This is a genomic window from Chryseobacterium sp. SIMBA_038 (assembly GCF_046535115.1).
Taxonomy (GTDB): domain Bacteria; phylum Bacteroidota; class Bacteroidia; order Flavobacteriales; family Weeksellaceae; genus Chryseobacterium.
On record NZ_JAWRXH010000002.1, the window covers coordinates 1 to 21,938 of the forward strand.

Consider the following 21,938-nt stretch of genomic DNA (forward strand, 5'->3'; position numbering starts at 1 on the left):
AATTAAAATTACTCTTTTTATGAAAACACTCCTTAAATTTCTAATATCAAATGTCCACTTTTTGCTGACGATTTACACAATAAAGCCAATATTTATTTTGATTATAACTTCCCTGTAGAAACCAATGATGCAGTTACAAATATTGAAGCATCAGCGTCATTATCTGCTGTAGATAGCAGTAAAGATAAAATCTCGGTAAATGTTTATCCAAACCCAACAAAAGGAGATGTAAACATCAATGCTGATTCAAAAATCAATTCAATCGAGATCTATGATGCGCAAGGAAGAATTATTCAGAAACAAATGGGTATTAATTCTCAAAATACAAAGGTTTCAATTCACAGTAATTCTTCGGGAATGTATATTCTTAAAATAATTACCGAAAAAGAAACATTCACGAAAAAGATCATTAAAAACTAAAGAAATAATTTTCAATATTCTACCCTTTCATTTTATGAGAGGGTATTTTTTTTATGATTATTTACCAACTTAGCATCAACAAATAAAATATAGGTACTTTAAAAACCATTTTAATCGAAATTTAATATTAAATTTTAATTTTTATTAAATTATTTACAACATATTACATATATTAGCACAACAAAAACCATTATAGCTTTTATGAAAACAAAACTACTACCTATCACGGGCTTGGTGTTATCAAGCATGTTCATTAATCAAATCAAAGCTCAAGAATATCAACCGATCTCGATTCAAAGTGGATTTAATGCCGATGTTATCGCAAACGGAGTTGGTCCTTCTGCTTCATCCACCAACAACGATGTAGACGGAGTAAGTTATGCCTTTATATCAAAAGATTTTCAACTGACTTCTTCAAGTACCGCACTTAGTTACGGGCTACCAATTAACAGAATTATCAATTCGGCAGTTGGTTCTACTTCAGGATTGAGTTATCAGCTTGCACCTTATAGCTCTAACAATTCTTTAAGGCTACAAAACGTAAACGATTCCGGAACATTGACACTTTCAACGCCTACTCCCGTTCTAAGCCTATACATGCTGGCAACCGGCGGAAGTGGAGATTGTACAGTGAATGTTACCGTTAATTTCTCAGATGCTACCACTCAAACCTTCAGCGGAATTGCCATCTCAGACTGGTATTACGGTTCCAATTTTGCCATTCAGGGAATTGGAAGAATTAATATAAATAATGACAATCTAGAAGCCGGAGGCGGAACAGATCCCAGATTATATCAAATTCCGTTAGCTATAGACGCAGGGAATCAATCTAAAAATGTACAAAGTATTACAGTAACCAAAGCATCAGGCGGAGTTCCTAATATTTTTGCTTTTTCAGCGGATCTTTATGCTGCATGTGCGTCTCCTTCAAATATTACTTACACTTCTACAATGACGAACGCTACTTTAAGCTGGACGCCTTCTGCCAGTGCGCCTTCGTCAGGATATCAATATTATGTAAGTACCTCTCCTACAGCCCCAACAGCAACAACGACACCAACAGGAAGTGTAGCAACAGGAAATACTTCTGTAACCTTAAACAATTTAATAACAGGTCAAACTTATTATTTCTGGGTAAGATCAAACTGTGGTTCATCACAAGGTTTCTGGAAAATGAAAGAATTCACAACCGGACTCGTATCTACAACATACACAGCAGGAAACATCAACACCATGTACAGCAGCGGTACGCCAAGCGTAACATCAACAACAAACTGTCCTGGTTTACTTACAGTTGCAGTTCCGGCAGGTTACAAAATAAAATCTACGAGCGTATCTTACACCATGACCACTCAAGGAAACGGATGGATGTCTGAACAAAACAGTTTGCTGGTTTGTACTACCAACAACACCTCAGAACCATCTATTACAACGGGTTCAGGTGGAAATACAGGAACTTTCTCATATGAAAGATCTGGTTTAACTTTAGCGAATAATCTTACAGGAAATGTAAATTTCGAGCTAAGAGCGTGGAGAACATACGGCGGATCTGATTGTAACGCAGACTACAACCAAGTTGATGCTAACACATGGAAAGTAAACGTAACCTTAGAGCCATTGGTTTTAGCGACAAATGAAGTGAAAGCTGAAAAGCAACTAACTGTTTATCCTAATCCTTTCACAGATGTTTTAAATATTGAAAAATCAGACAACGTAAAACGTGCTGTGGTAACGGATCTTTCCGGAATTATAGTAACAACTTTTGATAATCCATCATCTGGATTGCATTTGGAAAGTCTGAAAACAGGCGTTTATATTTTGACATTAACAATGAAAGACGGTACTCTAAAAAATACGAAGATCATTAAAAAATAATATCACAAAAAATTTATTGATAAACAAAAAACCGGACGCAGAGTCCGGTTTTTTTATTGATGAGGTAAAAAAGACATTAAATTTTCTCTCCGTTTACATAAACTTCATATCCAATTTCTACATTCGGTTCTAAGGTTTTAGAAACTGAGCAGTATTTTTCAAAAGATAATTCGGCTGCTTTTTGCGCTTTTTTAGGATCGATATTTCCTTCCAGTAAAAACTTAACTTTAATCGCTTTAAAAGGTTTTGCATCATCAACCTGAACTCTTTCTCCTTCCACTTCTGCTTTAAAATCTGTAATTTCCTGTCTTTGTTTTTTCAAAATAGAAACTACATCTATTCCGCTGCAACCTGCAACTGCCATTAAAACACTTTCCATTGGCGAAACTCCTTTTGCTCCCGGCTGTGTTGTGTTATCCAAAAGAATGGAATTCCCTTGAGAATTGGTGCATTCAAATAAAAAATCGTCGTTTATTCTGTTAAGTGTAATTTTCATGTGATTTATTTATAAGTGATCATTGATAAATGTTAAATGATTCATCTGCAGAATTATCATTCAAAATTTAAAATCTATTATTTAAAATTTCAGTAAAGCAAAATTATAAAATTCCTCTCGCTTTTATCTCTAAATATTTATTAATAACATCGATATTTAAATTTTCAGGAAGCGTGTAAACCGTATAAATCCCATATTTACGAAGTTCCTGAATGATTAATTTCTTTTCAAATTCAAATTTTTCAGCGATAATTTCATCATAAATTTCCTGCATGCTTTCAGGATTTTTATTGATCAATGTGTGAAGTTCTGCATTTTTGAAAAACACGACAACTAACAAATGGTTTTTCGCAATTCCTCGGAGGTATTTTAATTGGCGGTTTAGGCCGTCCAATGTTTCAAAATTCGTAAACAATAAAATTAAACTTCTCTGATTGATCGAATACTTTACATCCTGATACAATCTGTTAAAATCACTTTCAAAAAAGTTCGTACTAACATTATAAAGTGCTTCCGAGATCTTTTTAAGCTGACCGGATTTATTTTCTGCCGCAATTTTATTCTCGGTTTTCTTTGAAAATGTCATCATTCCCGCACGATCTCCCTTCTTTAAAATAATATGAGATAAAGCCATTGTTGCATTGATTGAATAATCCAAAAGACTCAATCCTTTGAAAGGCATTTTCATCGTTCTTCCGGTATCAATCAACATAAAAATACGTTGTGATTTTTCATCCTGAAATTGGTTAACCATCAAACGGTTCGTTTTAGAAGTCGCTTTCCAGTTGATCGTTCTGATATCATCGCCGGGAACATATTCTTTGATCTGCTCAAACTCCATCGTGTGACCCAGCTTTCTTATCTTTTTAATTCCGCCCAATAGAAATTCGCTTTGGAGTGCCATTAATTCATACTTCCTGAGATGTACAAATGACGGATACGAAGCTAAATTGGCGTCTTTCTGAAATCTAAATCTTTTTGAAATAAATCCTATCGGAGATGATGCATAAATATTTAAACTTCCAAAATTATATTCGCCTCTTTCCTTTGGCTCTAAAGTATACTGAAAATAGGTATTTCTTCCCGACTCTATCTGTTTTTTAATCAAAAAATCCCTCTTTTGAAACTGAAACGGTATTTCATCAATAATTTTAGTCTCGATCTTAAAACCGTAATTATTTTTGACATCAATTTTCACAGGATTTTCATCGCCGTTGGATAATTTTTCCGGTAAAATTCTTTGTGCTAAAACTGCCTCTTTTTGGTTAAAAAGCAAGAGATAATCAACCATTGCCGCAAGAAAACAAATCAATAAAACAGCATGAGCTACCATCATTACAACAGGAAAGAAAAACGCCAAGACATAAAGAATCCCCACTCCAATGAGCGCGACGAAAAAGCGAGTATTGATGTATAAGTTTTTCATAGGTGTTAAACTGTAAGCAGTAGGTGATAAGCTTTAAAACTTTGTGGATAACTAAGTCCTAAACCCTTATTCCTATAACCTACCTCGGAATCTCTATTCCTTCTAATATTTGTCGGATTATTTCATCAGCGGTTAAACCTTCCATTTCTCTTTCCGGAGAAACTATTACTCTGTGTCTTAAAACAGCGTAACTTGCTTCTTTTATGTCTTCCGGTGTTACAAAATCTCTTCCTCTCAAAGCTGCGAAAGATTTTGAAGCCGTTAATAAAGCCAAACTCGCTCTCGGCGAAGCTCCCAAATATAAGAACTGATTTTCTCTTGTATTAATAATGATTTTTGCAATATATTCTATCAAATGAGTCTCAACAATAACTTCTTTAACTAATTGTTGATAACTTTTCAATTGTTCTGCGCTAACCACTCGGTTTACGGCTTCCGTTTTATCCTCTCTTTTGCTTTCGTGCTGATTTTTGATGATGGTGATTTCCTGTTCAAGATTAGGATATCCAACATTAATTTTAAATAGGAAACGGTCTAATTGAGCTTCCGGAAGTCTGTACGTTCCTTCGTGTTCAATTGGATTTTGTGTGGCAACTACCAAAAACGGTTCTTCCATTACGTAACGGATTCCGTCCATTGTAATTTGTCTTTCTTCCATAACTTCAAACATTGCAGCCTGAGTTTTTGCAGGTGATCTGTTGATCTCATCGATCAGAATAAAGTTGGAAAAAATTGGGCCTTTTTTAAATTCAAATTCAGAGTTTTTGACATTGAAAATTGATGTTCCTAGAATATCGGAAGGCATCAAATCCGGAGTAAACTGAATTCTGCTGAAACCAACATCAATCGTTTTCGCCAACAATTTTGCCGTAATCGTTTTTGCAACTCCCGGAACTCCTTCGATCAAAACGTGACCGTTGGATAAAAGTGCTGCCAAAAGATGTTCGATCATACTTTCTTGGCCAACAATTACTTTTGCAATTTCAGATTTTACTTTTTCTAAGCTTGCACGAAGTTCAATCATATCAATTCGAGACTGAAAATCGTTTTCTTTTTTATCGAGATTTATAGAATTTTGATTTTCTATGTTTTGGTTTTCAAGGTTTTCCATATTGTTTTAATTTAACAATGTAACAGTTCTATTTTAATTTGATTGGACTTCATCCAACCCTGTTTTATGTCGTCCCTTCGGGACTCCCTGTTTTTATTTTAAAATTTCGTCCAGCAATTTATTCATTCTTGCCAGATCTTCTTTCATCACATGAGCGTAAGGATCTTGCGCTTTTTTGATCAGATTAATTGCTTCATTAATCATTTCGATTGTTTTCCCTGTTTTTAATTGAAGCTTTTTCGCAAATTCTTCATCTAAATTTTGGGTATCAATGAGAAAATCAAGTCTTACTTTATTTAGAAAATATTGGGCTTTTTTTGCCATCATATCATGAAAATCGCCTTCCTGAAGATAGAGATTCCCGATACTTTTCACAAAATCTACCGAGGTATTTTTCAATGGTTCAATGACAGGAACGATACGCTGTTTCCTTTTTGCATTAAAGAAAACAAATAATACCAATCCTCCCAAAAGCACCCACCAAGCATATTTCAAGGCCGGATTCGACAAAATAAATCTCATAAAGAAACGAGAAACTTTCGCATTACTTTCTACAAACCAAATCGTTTCCTTATCGTCAAGATACGAAAAAACATCTTGAGCATATTTTATGTTTCCGGATTTCAGCAGGTAATAATTCGTCATGAAAAGTGGTTCACAATGAACGTAAATATTTCCTTTTCCGAATTTAATTTTAATGAAATTAGCCTGATTAGAATTGTTTTTTTCAACCGTCTTTCCAAGAACTTCAACTTGTGGTTTAATATAAGAAAATCCTCTGCCCGACGGAAATTTATCTAATTTAATAAAATCGTTTTGGTATTTTTTATCAGTCAGTTTCAACACATTTTCATCTGCAAAAGATATTTCTGAATCATAATATCCGATACTGTCTGAAACCTCTTTTGGAATTTGACTTACAATCAACATCGCGTCTGAACCTTTGGAAACCTGATCTAAAATCTTGTTCCAGGATTCTGTATCGACATCGGTTTCTACAACCAGAATATTATGTGATTCTTTTTTATGAGTATTGTAATAATCGTAAGGCGTTTGATCTATTTTTTTCAGTTTATTTTTAAAAAGATCTTTGGCTTCATGATCGAAAATAAACAATCCGAAAGGCGATTTTTCATTCGTATCGAAATTCTTACGCCAATCTGTAACCTCTTTTTTGTTCACTTCAAGCAACGCCAAAATCACCATCACGACGATGAAAATTACAGCATATATTTTGAAAGTTTTATTCATTGTAAAAAGAGTTTAATTAAGGTTTAAAGGCTTGATATTGGGCTTTGAATTTCTGATAGCTCTGCTCATCAATACTGAATTCTCCATACCAAACGTATTCGAAAATGTAGGATAAATTAGAAAAATCATTTTTCAGATGAGGAGCTTTCAGTTCTGTAACATAATCTTTATTGGTCTTTTCAGGATTCCAATTGATGGATTTTTTATCACTTAATTTTTTCAAGACAAATAAAAACTGATAACGAACCGCCGAACGGTAATCTCCTTCCCTTTCAAACTTAGCAATACTTTCCGGGAAATTGATCTCATGAATATTTTCATGAAGCTCTTCATCTTTAATAATTACTTTCTTATTCTTTTTTCCGAAGATAAAATTTCCGTCTTTTCCAATTAAATATTTAATAATAAAATACAAAAGAAAGCCGACCAGAATAATGGCAAATATTCGAATTAAAATTCCTGCAATATTGCCAGATTTCGTGAAAACGGTATCGCCAAAAATACTTTGCAATATTTTATCGATCTTTCTTAAAAGCTTTTGCCAGAAAGATTCTTTAGGTTTAATAGTTGTATAATCAAACTCATTTCCTTTATATCTCGACTGAATATTTTCTTTGAACTTTTTGGGATAAACCGTGTTTTCAGAAACTGGATTTTTAAGCAAAACAGAATCTGCACGGTACATATTTTTGTAATGTCCCGTGTTCAATGAATCTATATATGCTTCCGCAACAGGCGGCGGACCTGTCTGATCCTGAGCAAATGAGGATTCAAAGGAGAAAAATATCAGTAAGAAAAAAAGAATTTTATTCATTATTACCGATGGTGTCTATTTCTGCTAATTCTACTTTTTGATGAAGGTCTGTTCTGCTGTCATAATACATCAATCCTGAATTTACGTACAGCATATTTGAAAGGAAAAACGACACAAGCATCGAGATTCCGTACAATATAAAGAAAAATATTCCGGCTGTTCCTGCAAACGGATTCTGTTCAAAATTACCATCAGGAGCGGACGTTAAAAGTGATCCGTAGAAAAACATCATCGGAACAAACGTAAAAATTGATGTTACAACATATAAAATGATTGAAACGATGATCGTTGAGCCCCAATATTTCCAATAAGGTGATTTTTCTCGTCCATTTGGATAAGAAAACTGAGATCGGATGGAATAACTTAAACTTTCGAAAAAACCTCGGTTAGAATTAAAATAATCATACATTAAAAATGTAACAACATTGAATAACGTAGGAAAAACCAGCAAGATTAAAAAGATTCCTATTACAATCAAAACCAACACATAAGAAAATCCTATTATGATGATTGACAATGGTGTAACGATAAACATCATGCCTAAACAAAGCTTAAAGATCTTGCCTGCGTTATTTTTAAAATCACTCAGAATATCATCTGTTTTGATCTTTTCCTGTCCTTGCCCCAGCCTTTTTAAGTAAAAAACAGGAAACAAATAATTTATGATCATTAAAAGCAAGAAAAGAAGAAAGGTAAGAATCCCGATAACGATCAGCATTCCTAAATTATCCTCAAAATATTGTTGAAAATAATAGCTTTCGCCACTGAGATTAGAGCCTAAAATTTGCGAGAACAATTCTCTGTATCCTAAAACAAATACAGTTACCATTAAGATCATCAGCAAACCATTCAACAAAATGTAACTTTTGAAATAATTTTTACCGTATAATTTGAAAAAATTAAAACTGTCGCTTATAAAAGTTCCGAAATCTCTTTTTTTATAAAACTGCATCATTGATTTGGTTGTTAGTTTTTTTGTTGACAATTGACGGATAAATAATATAATAAAACCCTATGATCGCCAATGTTCCGAAAATAATAATTAAATTCAGAATCAAAGGCATTTTTAAAGCATGTCTTGTGATATATCCCTCAATAATTCCTGCACATACCGTAAATGGAATCGTGCTTAAAAATATTTTAAATGAATCTTTAAACCCATTTTTAAAAGAATTAAATCTCGAAAAAGTCTTTGGAAATAAAATGGAAGCTCCTAAAATCAATCCGCACATCGCCTCAACGACCATCGAGAAAATCTCAAAAACTCCGTGAAGCCAGATTCCTCTTGCGCTGTCTTTCAATGCTCCATAATCGTAGAAAAAATATTGGAAAGAGCCTAACATCACACTGTTTGAGAGCAAAGCATATAAAGTTCCTACTCCGCCTGCGATTCCGTAAATGTATAATTTTGCTCCAACTCCAATATTGTTGAAAATAATTCCGATCGTACTTCCCCAAGTTGAACCGCTTTGATATATTCCAACGGCATTTCCTTTTTTAATATTTTCTATGGTTTGATTGACATAATCTTCACCCAGAATAATATTTGTAAAATCTTTATCATAAATAGCAGAAAGAACTCCAATCAATGTAAATAAAGTGAAAAACAAAAACGCATAAGTCAAATATCTTCTGTATTGATAGACCAGCAAAGGAACTTCGGTTTTGAAGAAATATAAAATCCTATTTTCCTCTACTCTTTTAGTTTTATAAATTTTTTGAAATATCTGAGAAGATAAGTGATTTAAATAAACCGTTGTATTACTTTTGGGGTAATAAGTCTGCGCAAAAGAAAGGTCATTGATAAGGTTGATGTACAACGAAGACAGGTCATCAGGATTTTTTTTAATTTTCCCTTGAATAACCTGTTCAATTCCCAACCATTTTTCTTTATTTTGTTTAATGAAATAAACCTCTCTCATAATTGTAAGGCTAAAATAATAAAAAATATGTCTCAAATTGCGATTAATACTTCACAAAATGTAAATATTAATTTCAACATCGCCAGTGTTGGAGAAAGGATGCTTGCGTTTATCATCGATCTTCTGATTAAGGTTGCGTATGCAGTGATTGCTTTTTACGTATTTTTTAATTTTTTTGATCTTGGATATTTATTAAACGGCCTCGATCAATGGTCACAAATGGCAATTTATATTGCGATTACATTTCCTATTTACATTTATCCTGTTGTGTTGGAAAGCTTGATGGAAGGTCAGACTCCCGGAAAAAAACTAATGAAGATCCGTGTGGTGAAAATTGATGGTTATCAGGCAAGTTTTGGAGATTATTTGATTCGCTGGATGTTCAGATTGATTGACACTTCTTTTGCAGGTGTTGTTGGTTTAATTTCTATGATCGTTTCTAAAAACAATCAGCGTTTGGGAGATATTGCTTCGGGAACGGCTGTGATTTCATTAAAAAACAGCATTAATATTTCTCATACGATTTTAGAAAATATTAAAGAAGATTATATTCCATCTTTTCCACAGGTTATTGCTCTAACCGACAATGACATGAGAATTATTAAAGACAATTACACCAAAGCTTTGAGGGTTGATGACAGACAGATTATCAGCAAACTTTCCGATAAAATAAAAGGGATTTTAAAGCTTGAAGTTGATGCTACAAAAATGACGGAAAGACAGTTTATTAATGTTGTTATTAAAGATTATAATTATTATACGGGAAAAGATAGTTAAAATCCGTCTTTAAGTTTTGGCTAAAGCCAATTTGAATCCATAAAACATTAAACGGGCTAAAGCCCGTTCCTATTGAAATACAACATTGTGTTATTTGTGAAAAAAATTAGTGTATTTTGTGTTTAACAAAAGCTCGGTTCAGTTTTTGTATTTAATCAACAAAGCCTTAATTATGAAATTTGAAAACAATAAATCCGGAAACGGTGGAGTTCTTACGCTAAATAACGAGATCAAAGAAATAGGAAGATTGACCTACACCATTTTTCCCGAAGACAATAAATTGATTATTTCTTTCGTCTTGGTTCATCCAGAATTTGAAGGTAGAGGAATGGGGAAATATTTGGTTGAGGAAGCCATCAAATTCTCAAGAGAAAATAAATGGAATGTTTATCCACACTGTTCTTATGCGAGAGCTGTGATGACAAGAATGAGTGATGTTGATGATATATTTTTAAAGAATTAATACTTCATTCACCAATATTTGCTCAATATCATCCGGGTAGTCTACTTTCAAATGATGATCGGAAGCTACCCAATCTTTTATTTCATTTAAATCTAAAACTTTAGAGTTCGGGATTCCCATTTTATCCAGAGCACAAGCATTGCATTCCTGCTCGTATTGATTATGAATCGGGATCACAAATAATTTTTTATCCATAAAAAGGGCTTCGGCAGGGGTTTCGAAACCGGCGTTGCATAAAATTCCTTCACAGTTTTCAAAGGATTTTAAATATTGAATTTCATCAATTGGGAAAACTTCAACATTTTTTATTTTAGCCTGAATTTTACTGTGCTTAGAAAACACTTTCCATTCCACAGGGATTTGCTCTAAAACTTTAATGATATTTTCATCAGAAAAACTCGGTAAATAAACAAGATAATAGCCTTTTTTATCGGGATTGAGATTTCTGATCTTATGTCTGATAACAGGTTTTTTAATCTGAGGATGGTAATTTTCAAAATGGAAACCTATCTTCCTTTTACTCGGAACATAATACTCCAAAATTAATTCTCCAAGAAAATCTTTCTTTTTGGGTTTAGGAGTTTTAGGAAAACTCATTGACGCCTGATGACTTAATTCGATCATTGGAAGCTTATTTAATTTAGAAGCCCAACCTGTCAAAGGTTCATAATCATTAATAATTAAATCATATTGTTTTAATTCTAATTCTCTTATCGTTTTTACCGCTTCAAGAAATTTATTCTCAAAAAACGTTTTTCGATAGGATAATCCTCCTGTTTTATTATAAAGCAGCGAAATACCTTTATGTTGATAGTTAATGTCGAAATCGGCCTTTAATTGCGATTGATGACCGCTGATCAAAGTATCAACCGAAGCATATTTTTTTAGAATAGGAATAATTTCCTGCGCTCTTGCGACATGCCCGTTTCCGGTGCCCTGAAATGCGTATAAAATCTTCATTTAAGAAAAATTGGTTACTATTTTTAAAAGCTCAGTGTTATCCATCTCCTGAATTTCTTCAACCTCATCATCTTGCAACAAATGTTTGTGCTCATCGTAATAAAAAATCTTCCATTCGTTATCGTTGTATTCCAATGAAGAAAGGTTTTCAATCCAATCTCCAGAATTAAGATAAGTGCAAGACCCTTTTTTTGTTACAACTTCACGGATTTGAGGTTGGTGAATGTGACCGCAAATAACGTAATCATAATGATTGTCGATAGCAAGTTCAGAAGCTGTTAATTCAAAATCTCCGATATATTTCACTGCTTTTTTTACGTTGTTTTTTATCTTTTTTGAAAATGAATATTTCTCTTTCCCCATTTTCTCTAAGAACCAATTTACAACATTATTGATTACAATTAATAAATCGTAGCCTTTTCCTCCCAATTTTGCAATCCATTTTGAATGCTGGACGGATGCATCGAAAACATCTCCATGAAAGATCCAGGTTTTCTTTTGATTGATATCTAAACAGATTTTATTGCAGACTTTAAGCTTACCCAATTGAAAATCGGTAAACTTACGGAACATCTCGTCGTGGTTCCCTGTGATATAGTACACATCCGTATTTTTGGTGGCCAAAGAAAGAATTTTCTTAATCACCTTTAAATGAGGTTTAGGGAAGTAAGACTTTTTGAATTGCCAGATATCGATAATATCACCATTCAAAACTAAAGTTTTAGGCTGAATAGAGTTCAGATATCTTAATAATTCTTTAGCCTTACATCCATAAGTTCCCAAATGAACATCCGAAATAACAACTAACTCAATATCTCTTTTCATAGTTTTATGCAAAGAAACTAATTGAAAGTTAACTGTATATGAATGTTATATTATTTTTATAGAGAGTTCATCAACTCTTCTGTAATTTCCATGTTGTGATAAACGTTTTGCACATCATCATCTTCCTCGAAACGGTCAAGCATTTTCATGTTTGCCTTGAACTGCTCTTCTGTAACTTCTTTTGTATTGTTGGCAATTCTTTGAAGTTCTGCACTTTTAACCTCGATTTTAAGCTCATCTAATTTATGAGATAAAGAACCGAAATCTTCAAAAGCAGTCGTGATCATTACTTCTTCGTCATCTTTTTCTACATCTTCTGCTCCACCGTCGATCATTTCCATTTCGAAATCATCCCAATCCATTTTGATTTGAGTGATATCGATACTGAAAATACCTTTTCTGTCGAAGATAAATGCTAATTCGCCATTCTTACCAAGGTTACCATCAAACTTATTGAAAATAGCTCTTACGTTAGCTACGGTTCTAGTAGTATTGTTCGTAGTACACTCTACGAAAAATGCAACACCACCTTGTCCGTATCCTTCATAAGTGATCTCTTCATAATTTTCTGCATCTGCACCACTTGCCTTTTTGATCGCTCTTTCAACGTTATCTTTTGGCATGTTTGCTCCTTTCGCATTCTGGATACATCTTTTCAATGCAGGATTTGCTTCAACATCAGGGCCACCGGCCTTAACTGCTAATGCAATGTCTTTACCTATTTTAGAGAAAGTCTTGGCCATTTTATCCCAACGGGCCATTTTAGAAGCTTTTCTATATTCAAACGCTCTTCCCATTTTTATTTTTAAATTTTCAACAAAATTAATTAAAAGTAAACAAAAAAAAAATACCCCCAGAGAACTGGAGGTATTTATATTTAGAAAAATTAATTATTTTTTCTTTTTAGCTGTAGCTTTCTTAGCCGGAGCTTTTTTCTTAGCAGTAGCTTTTTTCTTAACTTTTACTGGAGTTGGATCTGCGTAATCTCTTTTTTGAATAGAATTCCACTGAGCAGCATCTTCAACAGCAGTTACAACTACTTTTCTGTCAACTTGTCTTTCAGCATCAGAAGCTGTAGCAGGAACTGTAGCTTTAGCTTTACCAACACCGATAGATTTAAGAGCGTTAGCGTCTACACCTCTTGCATCTAAAGCAGCAACTACAGCAGCAGCTCTTTCTCTAGATAGTTTCAAGTTATAAGCTTCAGCACCTTTAGCATCAGTTCTACCTTCTAATAGATAGTTACCTCCGTCTTTCTTAATTAAGTCAGAAGCAGCATCTAAAGCTCCTTTAGATTCAGCTTTGATTGTAGCTTTGTTGAAATCAAAGAATACACTTCCAAAGTTTTTCTCTAATTCTTCAGCTGTTACTTTCTTAGGCTTAGGACATCCGTTGTATTCTGGAAGACCTGGAACTGTAGGACAAGCATCATCTTTGTCTAAGATACCATCACCGTCAGTATCTGGCCAAGGACAACCATTGTTTTCAGCAGGACCTGCAACTGTAGGACAAGCATCATCTTTGTCGATTACACCATCACCGTCAGTATCTGGCCAAGGACAACCGTTGTTTTCAACTGGACCAGCAACATCTGGACACTGATCGTCTTTATCTGGAACTCCATCACCGTCAGTATCAGGACATCCTTGGAATTCTGGTAAACCTGGTGTATCTGGACATAAATCGTCTTTATCTAAGATACCATCCTTATCTCTGTCTCTGTTTCCGAATCTGAAGTTAAGAGAAGCAGAAGCTTGCCAGAAGTTAGCAACAGTAGACTTGTCACCTGGAGTTGAAACGTAATCTCCTTGTACACCTAAACCGAAGTTTTTAGTCAACCAGAAGTTTACACCAGCACCAGTAGAAACTGTAAAGAAGTTAGCTTTACCGTTTTCGTTACCGTCATCTCCATTAGGTACCCACTCACCATTAACGTCAGTTCTTGGGAAAGTAAGAGCAGTATAATCATGTCTTAAGTAGTTAGCACCAACTCTTAAGTATGGATCAAACCAAGATTCTTCGTTCCATAAAAGACCTGCAGCCTTTACTTGTAAACCAAGACCTGTCATCAACATAAACTCTTTACCCATGTTGAATCTTTTGTTCTCAACATTACCAACAGTAGTCTGCCAGTCTACTACAAAACCTTTAGCTACGTTTCTAGCAACTGTAAGTTTAGATAGTGGAGGTGTAATAGAGAAATTGTTCGTATTGAACATTGTCTTCGATAAATTCTTTGCAGCAAAAGTATTACTGAAACTGTTTCTAACTGCTGTATGGTTCTCTGCATGAGCACCAACTCCGATCATCCACGGATTGTTGGTAGTCTGAGCGAACACAGTAGAAGCAACAGTAAGTGCCAATGCTGAAATTCCTAATTTTAGATTTTTCATAGAATTAAATGATTAAATAATTGATAATGCAAAATAAATATAATTTTTCTTTATATACAAAGTTTTTCAAATGATTTTTAACTTTTCTTTAATATTCTGTCCAGATTTCGTTTGTTTTCTCTATCTTTTATGCTCTCCCTTTTATCGTAAAGCTTTTTCCCTCTTCCCAACGCGATCCAAACCTTTGCTTTTCCTCGATCATTGATATATAGTTTTAGAGGAATTATAGTATTTCCTGCATCTTTTAACTTCTTTTCGAGCTTTTGCAATTCTTTTTTGTGCAACAGCAATTTCCGTTCCCTTTTTGTTTTGTGATTATAAAAAGTCCCCAATTTATATTCATCAATCATCATATTAATGATGTACAATTCCCCATCAATAAACTGACAGAACGATTCTGTTATAGAGGCTTTAGAAGAGCGTAAAGATTTGATCTCAGTACCGGTTAAAACCATACCTGCTTCCATTTCTTCGATAAATTCATATTCGAATCTAGCTCTTCTGTTTAATATATTGACTGTTTTTTCAATCTTCATTTTAGTATTCCTATAGTTACATTAAAATTGAGTTTTACCCAATCCTATATAGAGTTATCCCCTTTGAGACTCCCCTTTTTTAAATTTCATTAATGAAATATATAAAAAATACCCCATATTAAAAACTTGAATATTACATTATTACGAAATACCCAATTTCTTTTCGTATTTTTGCGCCAAATTTACAAAACTATATGTTAACAGTATCTAACTTATCTTTACAATTCGGGAAAAGAGTTCTTTTTGATGATGTAAACATCATGTTTACAAAAGGAAACTGCTACGGAATCATCGGAGCAAATGGTGCAGGAAAGTCTACATTCCTTAAAATATTAACAGGAAAGCAGGATCCAACGACAGGACATGTATCTCTGGAACCAGGGAAAAGAATGTCAGTTTTGGAGCAGGATCACTTTGCTTATGACGAATTTACTGTTCTTGAAACTGTTTTAAGAGGAAATAAAAAATTATTTGAAATAAAAGAAGAGATGGACGCTTTGTACGCCAAAGAAGATTTCTCTGATGAAGATGGTATCAAAGCAGGTGAACTTGGTGTAGTCTATGATGAAATGGGTGGATGGAACTCTGAATCTGATGCACAAACGATGCTTTCTAACGTAGGTATCAAAGACGGTATGCACTGGCAGATGATGAGCGAACTTGAGAATCAGGACAAAGTAAAAGTTCTTTTGGCTCAGGCTCTTTTTGGAAATCCTGATGTATTGATCTTGGATGAACCTACGAATGACCTTGATATTGAAACAATTGCATGGTTAGAAAACTTCCTTGCAGACTACGAAAATACAGTAATTGTTGTATCTCACGACCGTCACTTCTTAGATACGGTTTGTACAAATATCGGGGATTTAGATTATGCTAAATTAAACCTTTATACAGGTAACTACTCTTTCTGGTATCAGGCTTCTCAGTTAGCAACAAGACAAAGAGCTCAGGCTAACAAAAAAGCGGAAGAGAAGAAAAAAGAACTTCAGGATTTCATCGCAAGATTTAGTTCAAACGTTGCAAAAGCTAAGCAGGCTACTGCGAGAAAGAAAATGATCGATAAATTAAACATCGATGATATTAAACCTTCTTCAAGAAGATATCCTGCAATTATTTTCGAAATGGAAAGAGAAGCAGGTGATCAAATTTTAGATGTAAAAGGTCTTGAAAAAACGAAAGACGGAGAATTATTGTTCTCAAATATCGATTTGAACCTTAAAAAAGGTGATAAAGTTGCTGTACTTTCTAAAAGCTCTTTAGCTATCACAGAATTTTTCGAAATTCTTGCTGGAAATACTGAAGCAGATAAAGGAACTGTTGCTTGGGGAGTTACAACAAACCAGTCTCACATGCCTTTAGATAATACTAAATTCTTCCAGGAAGATATCAGCCTGGTAGATTGGTTGAGACAATTCACTAAAAATGATGAAGAGCGTCACGAAGAATTCATGAGAGGATTCTTAGGTAGAATGTTGTTCTCTGGTGATGAAGCATTGAAATCTTGTAAAGTACTTTCAGGAGGTGAAAAAATGAGATGTATGTTCAGTAGAATGATGCTTCAGAAAGCAAACGTTCTTTTACTTGATGAACCTACCAATCACTTAGACCTAGAAAGTATCACAACGTTGAACAACTCATTGTCTAACTTCAAAGGAAATCTTTTATTGTCATCTCATGACCACGAAATGCTTTCAACTGTCTGTAACAGAATCATCGAATTAACTCCTCAAGGAATTATCGATAGAGAAATGACTTACGACGAATATCTTGGTGATAAAAAGATCAAGGAATTAAGAGAAAAAATGTATTCTTAATCATTAAGAATTTCATCAATAAAAAGAAATAGCTACTCGTTTGAGTAGCTATTTTTATTACTAATTTAGTAGTTAAGTTATTATTTTTTAATAAACTTATGAGTTGAAGAAGTTCCGTCTGTGTTTTTCATAGTAAGGATATAAGCTCCTTTAGTTAAATGAGAAACATCAATTCGTTGTTCTCCTTTATCTGAAGATAAAACAATTTTACCTGAAACATCAAAAATCTTGATTCCTGCAACTTTCTTATCTCCTTTTATATTTAAGTAATCACTTGTTGGGTTTGGATAAACCTGTACCCCTTTTGCTAACAAGTTCTCTGAAGTAGACAAGCTTCCTGTAGTCAATGATATATTATCAAGCATCATAGCTCCTACATCACTACTCGCTGCTGTATATGAATCAAATCCAAAATAATAAACACCAGACGAAGTTGGAGTAATTGTAAAACTTGCGGGCGTAGATGTTCCTACACTTACATTAGGATAATCATGAATAAGATTTGTCATTGCCGTATTCATTGGTGAGGTTCCATATGCAATTTTAAAATTTTGAGGAGCCAAATAATTTGAATAATCAAAAGTAAGTGTGTAAGTATTTCCTGCTACTAAGTTTACTCCCGGTGTATAGAACCAAGAATTCACATCATCAAAATATGATACTACAAATAGCACATTAGAAGTGAAACCATTCTCTCCCGAAGCATCTACAACTTCCCAATCTCCACCATATGTTACTGTATTTACTTTCTGTACTGATGTACATGCAGGAATTTCGCTTTGTGGTGTTGAATCAAAATTCTGGCTGTATGGAGCATTCACCGCCGCACATGGTGTAGTAAAATTGGCCATTAATGAACTCCAGTCACTTACGCTTCCTCCTCCACAGTTAGATCTTACCCATACATTATATGTTGTAGCGGGAGACAATCCTGTAATATTTTTTGTTGCAGCTGTTATTCCTGTATCTGTTGGCGTAGTAGAACTCGAAGGAGCTATAGTTGAAGTACTTCTATAAAGCTCATAAGATGAAACTCCCGAAACAGATGTCCAAGAAACTGTTGCAGAATTTGGAGTTAAATTCGATGGTGTTACAGAATCTGGAGCTATACAAGAATTTGCAACTTGATAAGAAAATCCGAAAACACAAAGAAAGCCTGTAGCAGATGATGTTTTTGTTACCGAAACATTAGAAATATTCTTTGACTGATTAGCTGCACTTATATTTAAGGAAATTTCATATAATCTAGGGTCATTAACATTATTTTCGATAGCATCCGTAACCCTACTTGCGCGACCAATACCTTTTATAGCAAATGAAGAACCTCCATACCAATCACTTACTGACTGATTAGTAAATGTTTGACTGGTACCATCTGTAAAATTAACAACTACGCTGGCAACAGATGTCCCACTTCCCGTTGTTGCCAACATAAATAATTTTGAAGCTTTTGGTGTTGATCCAAAATTTAAAACTCCTGAATCATTTGTACTTGCCAACCTCAAAGCGTTATTTGAAGTATAGGGAGCCATTTGAAATGATAAACCTGTGGTGCTTGCGGAATTAATTAATCCCGAACTTGGCAATCCTGAAGTTGGCATTGCTCCTGTGCCATTCATAAAATCTGTAGACATAAACACATAACCATTGGTTGGCGAGTCTACACTTTGAGTTGTGCTGGATGATGCTGTACCCGATCCATTTGCAACAAGATCTGCATTGTAGCCACTGGTTACATTTAATGTTTGATAAGTCTGAGCGTTAATTTTGCAAAACAACGAAGCCGTCATTAGACAAAAGAAACCTACTGTAATTTTTTTATTCATAATGTTTTTATTGTTTAGCAAATATATATTTTTATTACACAAAAACTATATTTTAACTTATTTTAACAAATTAAAACCAATATTAAAATATAAAAATTATATTATAAATAATCATCATTACGAAATTATTATAAATCAACATTATCTTTTAAAGAATAAAATTTTCTCAATTACAGATTCAAATTATTTTCATTTTTTTGTAAATATTTTTATTAATGAGCTCATCCATTTCCTTTTAAAGTGAAATAAAATAGCATTAAAAATTATTAAAAATGAACTATTTGTGTTTTTAAAATCATCAAACAAGTTTATTTAATGAAAGGGATTAATAAAGAAAATATATTTTAACAAAAACATTCAACAAAAAAGCCCCAAAGTAACTTTGAGGCTGTATGATAAAACTTGGTCTTAATTATTTCGTAAGTTTCGCTGTTGGCAAAGTAACCGTTCCCGGATCTTTCCACAAACCATCTTTTTCTGCTTTTTTCTTAATTACCTGAGCTCTTTTTTCGCTGTCAGGGTGAGAATTAAACATTTTCTGAAAACCAGACTGAGTACTTCCTTCCGAAAGCAATGCTAGCTTTTTGAAAGCAGTGTAAGCCCCAACAACATTATATTTATTAGCTTTCATGAAATCATAAGAATAAGTATCAGCTTCAGATTCTTGTTTTTTGCTGTGTGAAGCGTCCAAAAATTCATTAGCCATTTTACCAACCTGACTGTCATTTAACGTAGCCACAGATGATGAAGCCGAAGAAGCCGCATCCAACGCAGCAGCCTTTAAATAAGCAGATTTAATAGCATCTTTCGTATCCTGATTTTTAACGTGACCAATTTCATGACCAATTACTGCAAGCAATTCATCATCTGTCATAATATCCATCAAAGACGAGAAAACACGCACGCTTCCGTCTGCACAAGCAAAAGCATTAATATCTTTTACTTTGTAGACTTTATAGTTAAGATTAAGGCCGTCCTGAGTTTTATGTTTCCCGAAAAGCTTGTTCAATCTTACTGTATAAGGATCTTTTGGTCCGGCAATAGCATTATTCTTATCCATATAATCTACCGATTCTTTAGATAATTTTATAGCATCTTCGTTTGTAAAAGTAAGCGCTTTTGAACCTTTAGATACTACATCCACCGCTTTTCCAAGACTAATTTTTTGTGCATTGACGCCACAAATCGTGCCCAATAAAAACACACCGACGATAATTTTTTTCATGATAATAATTTTTAAGTTTAGTCTGGCGAATATATCATTTTTAAATGAAAAATCCTTTCCCAGAAAATTCTGAAAAAGGATTTTACACCTAATATTAAGAAATCACTTATACAATAAACAAAGATGCAATTGCCGTTGCGTCACTACCACTTAAAACTTCGTCATAAGCAGCAGAACCAGCAGCAGCACCAAAAGCGTTTGCTGTATTGAATCCAGCTTGATTTGTATTACCTTCACCCGCATACACAGCATTGGTTGCAGCAGGCATGTTTCCACCATCTGCCAATTCTATCCAGCCTTTATTTGCTCTCATTCTTCTCACCTGAGAAGCGTGTCTTGCCTCAACGGAGTGGATCTGCAAAGCCGCCTGTAAAACTGCTTTGTTCGACATCACATTTCCAGCCTGTCCTTTATATGCTCTAACTCCGGTATCTTCAAAAGCCTGAGCCAGAATAAGGAATTGATTATAATCTGTAAAAGGAGAAAAATTACCACCAACAGTAAAATCGAAAGTTGGTTTAGCTATAGGCGTTACGTTTAAAGAAGTCAATGTACTTTTCAAAAAGGCAACGTGAGCCGTTTCGTGTTTTGAGATCTGCATAAATACAACTTTATCCGCACTCGGAATAAGTCCTGCAGTACCCAAACCTTTTGCGTAATATTCGTCTTCAAGATATTCCAACGTTAAAGCCAGCTGTAAAGCATCTGTTAACGGAGTTTTAAAATAAGTTCCTGAAGTTGTTGTGGCTTCAGCTTTCGCCGAAGTTGCCATTAAAGTTCCCAATCCTAATGGTACAGCAGCAACAGCCGCTTTTTTACCGATTGAAGATATATTCGTAAGAGTTTCTAATCTTGATGATTCTGTAGTGAAAAATTTATCGTTAGAAAGCTTATCTAGTAATTTAAGAATGTTCATAATTGTTGATTTTGAAGATGAATAATTTAGCTAATACCTCTTTCTTTCCAAGTGAATGGCGTTTTGATGAATCCTCCAGCCACACTTACAATTTCAGTTGGCTCTTTAGCAACATCCAACCCGGTTGCGTTGATTACATCATCTCCTGAAAAATCAGCAGAACCAGGATTAATCAGATTTCTGATTGCAGAGGCATGTCTTGCCTCAACAGAAACGATTTTTCCTGCAATGACTAAATAATCCGGATTTGTAATATATTTTCCTGCTCCATTATAAGCAGCTACACCAGTGTCTTCCAAAGCTTTTGCCGTAGCTAAAACTGAAGCTCTGTTACTGAAATTCACGTTTGGATATTGAAATTCCAAAGTTGGCAACACATTGGTTGTTACTCCGCTGAGTGCAGCTTTAAAGAAATCTCTGTGAATGACTTCATGATGATAAAGATCTGTAAAAAGTGTTTTTTCTGCATCAGAAATCCCTGAGTAAAAGCTGTTTACTACTTTGGTATAAAAATCTGCTTCAAGTTGTTCAAGTGCATACGCATAGTTTAAAACGCCAACATCTCCTGTACCGAGATCAAATCTATTGGCTGGATCCATGTACTGATAATCAAACTCATTATCTGAACATCCTACAAGAGCAAGGCCTGCCATAGCAATACCAAGTCCTCCAAGTTTAAGAAAGTTTCGTCTTCCGGTATCCAAAGTGGCACCTTTGTTTGAAACACTGATCGTTTTTTTCATAATATTAATTTTTTAAGTGTTATAACCTTACTTACGAGAGCAAATCTGTTTCGGTTTTCATTATTTCAAATTTTATTGAATTTTATTTGAAAAACTTTCAACAAAACAACCAAAACACTGATAAACAATAGATTATTAAATT

General features: G+C 34.0%; 21 protein-coding genes. 5 read left to right on the forward strand and 16 right to left on the reverse strand.

From position 1 onward, the window contains the following. Positions 1-189 precede the first annotated feature (189 nt). Both SB689_RS06165 and SB689_RS06170 read left to right on the forward strand, forming a co-directional pair. The gene (locus SB689_RS06165; RefSeq protein ID WP_410692134.1) at positions 190-420 is read left to right on the forward strand and encodes a T9SS type A sorting domain-containing protein; all 231 of its coding nucleotides are present in this window, start codon (positions 190-192) and stop codon (positions 418-420) included. 201 nt (positions 421-621) lie between these two features. Then, positions 622-2,295 carry a T9SS type A sorting domain-containing protein gene (locus SB689_RS06170; RefSeq protein WP_410691297.1) on the forward strand — a complete coding sequence of 558 codons (1,674 nt, stop codon included), beginning with the start codon at positions 622-624 and terminating at the stop codon, positions 2,293-2,295. Between the two features lie 76 nt (positions 2,296-2,371). On the opposite strand, the gene SB689_RS06175 is transcribed toward SB689_RS06170, so the two are convergent. The 7 genes from SB689_RS06175 to SB689_RS06205 form a co-directional block, all read right to left on the reverse strand. Next, positions 2,372-2,791, reverse strand: coding sequence for an OsmC family protein (locus SB689_RS06175; RefSeq protein ID WP_410691298.1), 420 nt, complete (start codon positions 2,789-2,791; stop codon positions 2,372-2,374). A gap of 103 nt (positions 2,792-2,894) precedes the next feature. Next, a complete protein-coding gene (locus tag SB689_RS06180) occupies positions 2,895-4,217 on the reverse strand; it encodes a DUF58 domain-containing protein (RefSeq protein ID WP_410691299.1) in 1,323 nt (440 codons plus the stop codon). A 79-nt stretch (positions 4,218-4,296) separates the two neighbouring features. After that, positions 4,297-5,328, reverse strand: coding sequence for an AAA family ATPase (locus SB689_RS06185; RefSeq protein WP_410691300.1), 1,032 nt, complete (start codon positions 5,326-5,328; stop codon positions 4,297-4,299). Between the two features lie 93 nt (positions 5,329-5,421). Further along, positions 5,422-6,579, reverse strand: a complete 1,158-nt coding sequence (locus SB689_RS06190; RefSeq protein WP_410691301.1) for a hypothetical protein — start codon at positions 6,577-6,579, stop codon at positions 5,422-5,424. Positions 6,580-6,595: 16 nt separating this feature from the next. Further along, entirely contained in the window at positions 6,596-7,393 is a 798-nt protein-coding gene (locus SB689_RS06195; RefSeq protein ID WP_410691302.1) for a DUF4129 domain-containing protein, read from the reverse strand. Next, positions 7,386-8,348: a DUF4013 domain-containing protein gene (locus SB689_RS06200; protein WP_410691303.1), complete on the reverse strand. Its 963-nt coding sequence runs from the start codon at positions 8,346-8,348 to the stop codon at positions 7,386-7,388. The genes SB689_RS06195 and SB689_RS06200 overlap by 8 nt, the downstream gene beginning before the upstream one ends. After that, entirely contained in the window at positions 8,332-9,315 is a 984-nt protein-coding gene (locus SB689_RS06205; protein ID WP_066752729.1) for a stage II sporulation protein M, read from the reverse strand. Before SB689_RS06205 ends, SB689_RS06200 begins: the two co-directional genes overlap by 17 nt. A 27-nt stretch (positions 9,316-9,342) precedes the next feature. On the opposite strand from SB689_RS06205, the gene SB689_RS06210 reads away from it, so the two are divergent. Beyond that, complete coding sequence (locus SB689_RS06210; RefSeq protein WP_066752731.1) at positions 9,343-10,092, forward strand: RDD family protein; 750 nt, start codon at positions 9,343-9,345, stop codon at positions 10,090-10,092. Positions 10,093-10,264: 172 nt separating this feature from the next. After that, entirely contained in the window at positions 10,265-10,555 is a 291-nt protein-coding gene (locus SB689_RS06215) for a GNAT family N-acetyltransferase (RefSeq protein ID WP_066752734.1), read from the forward strand. Here SB689_RS06215 and SB689_RS06220 read toward each other — a convergent pair. The 5 genes from SB689_RS06220 to smpB all read right to left on the reverse strand — a co-directional run bounded on the left by SB689_RS06220 (position 10,544) and on the right by smpB (position 15,269). Then, positions 10,544-11,515: a glycosyltransferase family protein gene (locus SB689_RS06220; RefSeq protein ID WP_410691304.1), complete on the reverse strand. Its 972-nt coding sequence runs from the start codon at positions 11,513-11,515 to the stop codon at positions 10,544-10,546. The two genes, SB689_RS06215 and SB689_RS06220, sit on opposite strands and share 12 nt — an antisense overlap. Beyond that, positions 11,516-12,340 (reverse strand): UDP-2,3-diacylglucosamine diphosphatase, encoded by an 825-nt coding sequence (locus SB689_RS06225; RefSeq protein WP_410691305.1) that lies wholly within the window; start codon positions 12,338-12,340, stop codon positions 11,516-11,518. It abuts the gene before it with no gap. Between the two features lie 56 nt (positions 12,341-12,396). Beyond that, positions 12,397-13,137, reverse strand: coding sequence for a YebC/PmpR family DNA-binding transcriptional regulator (locus tag SB689_RS06230; protein ID WP_410691306.1), 741 nt, complete (start codon positions 13,135-13,137; stop codon positions 12,397-12,399). A 93-nt stretch (positions 13,138-13,230) separates the two neighbouring features. Beyond that, positions 13,231-14,733, reverse strand: coding sequence for an OmpA family protein (locus SB689_RS06235; RefSeq protein WP_410691307.1), 1,503 nt, complete (start codon positions 14,731-14,733; stop codon positions 13,231-13,233). 77 nt (positions 14,734-14,810) lie between these two features. Then, positions 14,811-15,269 carry an SsrA-binding protein SmpB gene (gene smpB, locus SB689_RS06240; protein ID WP_089754547.1) on the reverse strand — a complete coding sequence of 153 codons (459 nt, stop codon included), beginning with the start codon at positions 15,267-15,269 and terminating at the stop codon, positions 14,811-14,813. 194 nt (positions 15,270-15,463) lie between these two features. Here smpB and SB689_RS06245 point away from each other — a divergent pair, with 194 nt between their 5' ends. After that, on the forward strand, positions 15,464-17,086 hold the full coding sequence (locus SB689_RS06245) for an ABC-F family ATP-binding cassette domain-containing protein (protein ID WP_410691308.1): 1,623 nt from the start codon (positions 15,464-15,466) through the stop codon (positions 17,084-17,086). An 80-nt stretch (positions 17,087-17,166) separates the two neighbouring features. Here SB689_RS06245 and SB689_RS06250 read toward each other — a convergent pair whose 3' ends face one another. From SB689_RS06250 to SB689_RS06265, 4 genes are all read right to left on the reverse strand, one after another. Then, on the reverse strand, positions 17,167-18,912 hold the full coding sequence (locus tag SB689_RS06250; protein WP_410691309.1) for a T9SS type A sorting domain-containing protein: 1,746 nt from the start codon (positions 18,910-18,912) through the stop codon (positions 17,167-17,169). A 412-nt stretch (positions 18,913-19,324) separates the two neighbouring features. Beyond that, positions 19,325-20,137 (reverse strand): M48 family metalloprotease, encoded by an 813-nt coding sequence (locus SB689_RS06255; protein WP_410691310.1) that lies wholly within the window; start codon positions 20,135-20,137, stop codon positions 19,325-19,327. A 106-nt stretch (positions 20,138-20,243) separates the two neighbouring features. Further along, entirely contained in the window at positions 20,244-21,053 is an 810-nt protein-coding gene (locus tag SB689_RS06260; RefSeq protein ID WP_410691311.1) for a ferritin-like domain-containing protein, read from the reverse strand. Positions 21,054-21,079: 26 nt separating this feature from the next. After that, complete coding sequence (locus SB689_RS06265; RefSeq protein ID WP_410691312.1) at positions 21,080-21,796, reverse strand: ferritin-like domain-containing protein; 717 nt, start codon at positions 21,794-21,796, stop codon at positions 21,080-21,082. Positions 21,797-21,938: the final 142 nt, after the last annotated feature.

Bases quoted from the DNA above. Each gene is read 5' to 3' on its own strand.
- SB689_RS06170 (WP_410691297.1), top strand. From the start codon at position 622: ATGAAAACAAAACTACTACCTATCACGGGCTTGGTGTTATCAAGCATG.
- SB689_RS06175 (WP_410691298.1), bottom strand. From the start codon at position 2,791: ATGAAAATTACACTTAACAGAATAAACGACGATTTTTTATTTGAATGC.
- SB689_RS06180 (WP_410691299.1), bottom strand. From the start codon at position 4,217: ATGAAAAACTTATACATCAATACTCGCTTTTTCGTCGCGCTCATTGGA.
- SB689_RS06185 (WP_410691300.1), bottom strand. From the start codon at position 5,328: ATGGAAAACCTTGAAAACCAAAACATAGAAAATCAAAATTCTATAAAT.
- SB689_RS06190 (WP_410691301.1), bottom strand. From the start codon at position 6,579: ATGAATAAAACTTTCAAAATATATGCTGTAATTTTCATCGTCGTGATG.
- SB689_RS06195 (WP_410691302.1), bottom strand. From the start codon at position 7,393: ATGAATAAAATTCTTTTTTTCTTACTGATATTTTTCTCCTTTGAATCC.
- SB689_RS06200 (WP_410691303.1), bottom strand. From the start codon at position 8,348: ATGATGCAGTTTTATAAAAAAAGAGATTTCGGAACTTTTATAAGCGAC.
- SB689_RS06205 (WP_066752729.1), bottom strand. From the start codon at position 9,315: ATGAGAGAGGTTTATTTCATTAAACAAAATAAAGAAAAATGGTTGGGA.
- SB689_RS06210 (WP_066752731.1), top strand. From the start codon at position 9,343: ATGTCTCAAATTGCGATTAATACTTCACAAAATGTAAATATTAATTTC.
- SB689_RS06215 (WP_066752734.1), top strand. From the start codon at position 10,265: ATGAAATTTGAAAACAATAAATCCGGAAACGGTGGAGTTCTTACGCTA.
- SB689_RS06220 (WP_410691304.1), bottom strand. From the start codon at position 11,515: ATGAAGATTTTATACGCATTTCAGGGCACCGGAAACGGGCATGTCGCA.
- SB689_RS06225 (WP_410691305.1), bottom strand. From the start codon at position 12,340: ATGAAAAGAGATATTGAGTTAGTTGTTATTTCGGATGTTCATTTGGGA.
- SB689_RS06230 (WP_410691306.1), bottom strand. From the start codon at position 13,137: ATGGGAAGAGCGTTTGAATATAGAAAAGCTTCTAAAATGGCCCGTTGG.
- SB689_RS06235 (WP_410691307.1), bottom strand. From the start codon at position 14,733: ATGAAAAATCTAAAATTAGGAATTTCAGCATTGGCACTTACTGTTGCT.
- smpB (WP_089754547.1), bottom strand. From the start codon at position 15,269: ATGAAGATTGAAAAAACAGTCAATATATTAAACAGAAGAGCTAGATTC.
- SB689_RS06245 (WP_410691308.1), top strand. From the start codon at position 15,464: ATGTTAACAGTATCTAACTTATCTTTACAATTCGGGAAAAGAGTTCTT.
- SB689_RS06250 (WP_410691309.1), bottom strand. From the start codon at position 18,912: ATGAATAAAAAAATTACAGTAGGTTTCTTTTGTCTAATGACGGCTTCG.
- SB689_RS06255 (WP_410691310.1), bottom strand. From the start codon at position 20,137: ATGAAAAAAATTATCGTCGGTGTGTTTTTATTGGGCACGATTTGTGGC.
- SB689_RS06260 (WP_410691311.1), bottom strand. From the start codon at position 21,053: ATGAACATTCTTAAATTACTAGATAAGCTTTCTAACGATAAATTTTTC.
- SB689_RS06265 (WP_410691312.1), bottom strand. From the start codon at position 21,796: ATGAAAAAAACGATCAGTGTTTCAAACAAAGGTGCCACTTTGGATACC.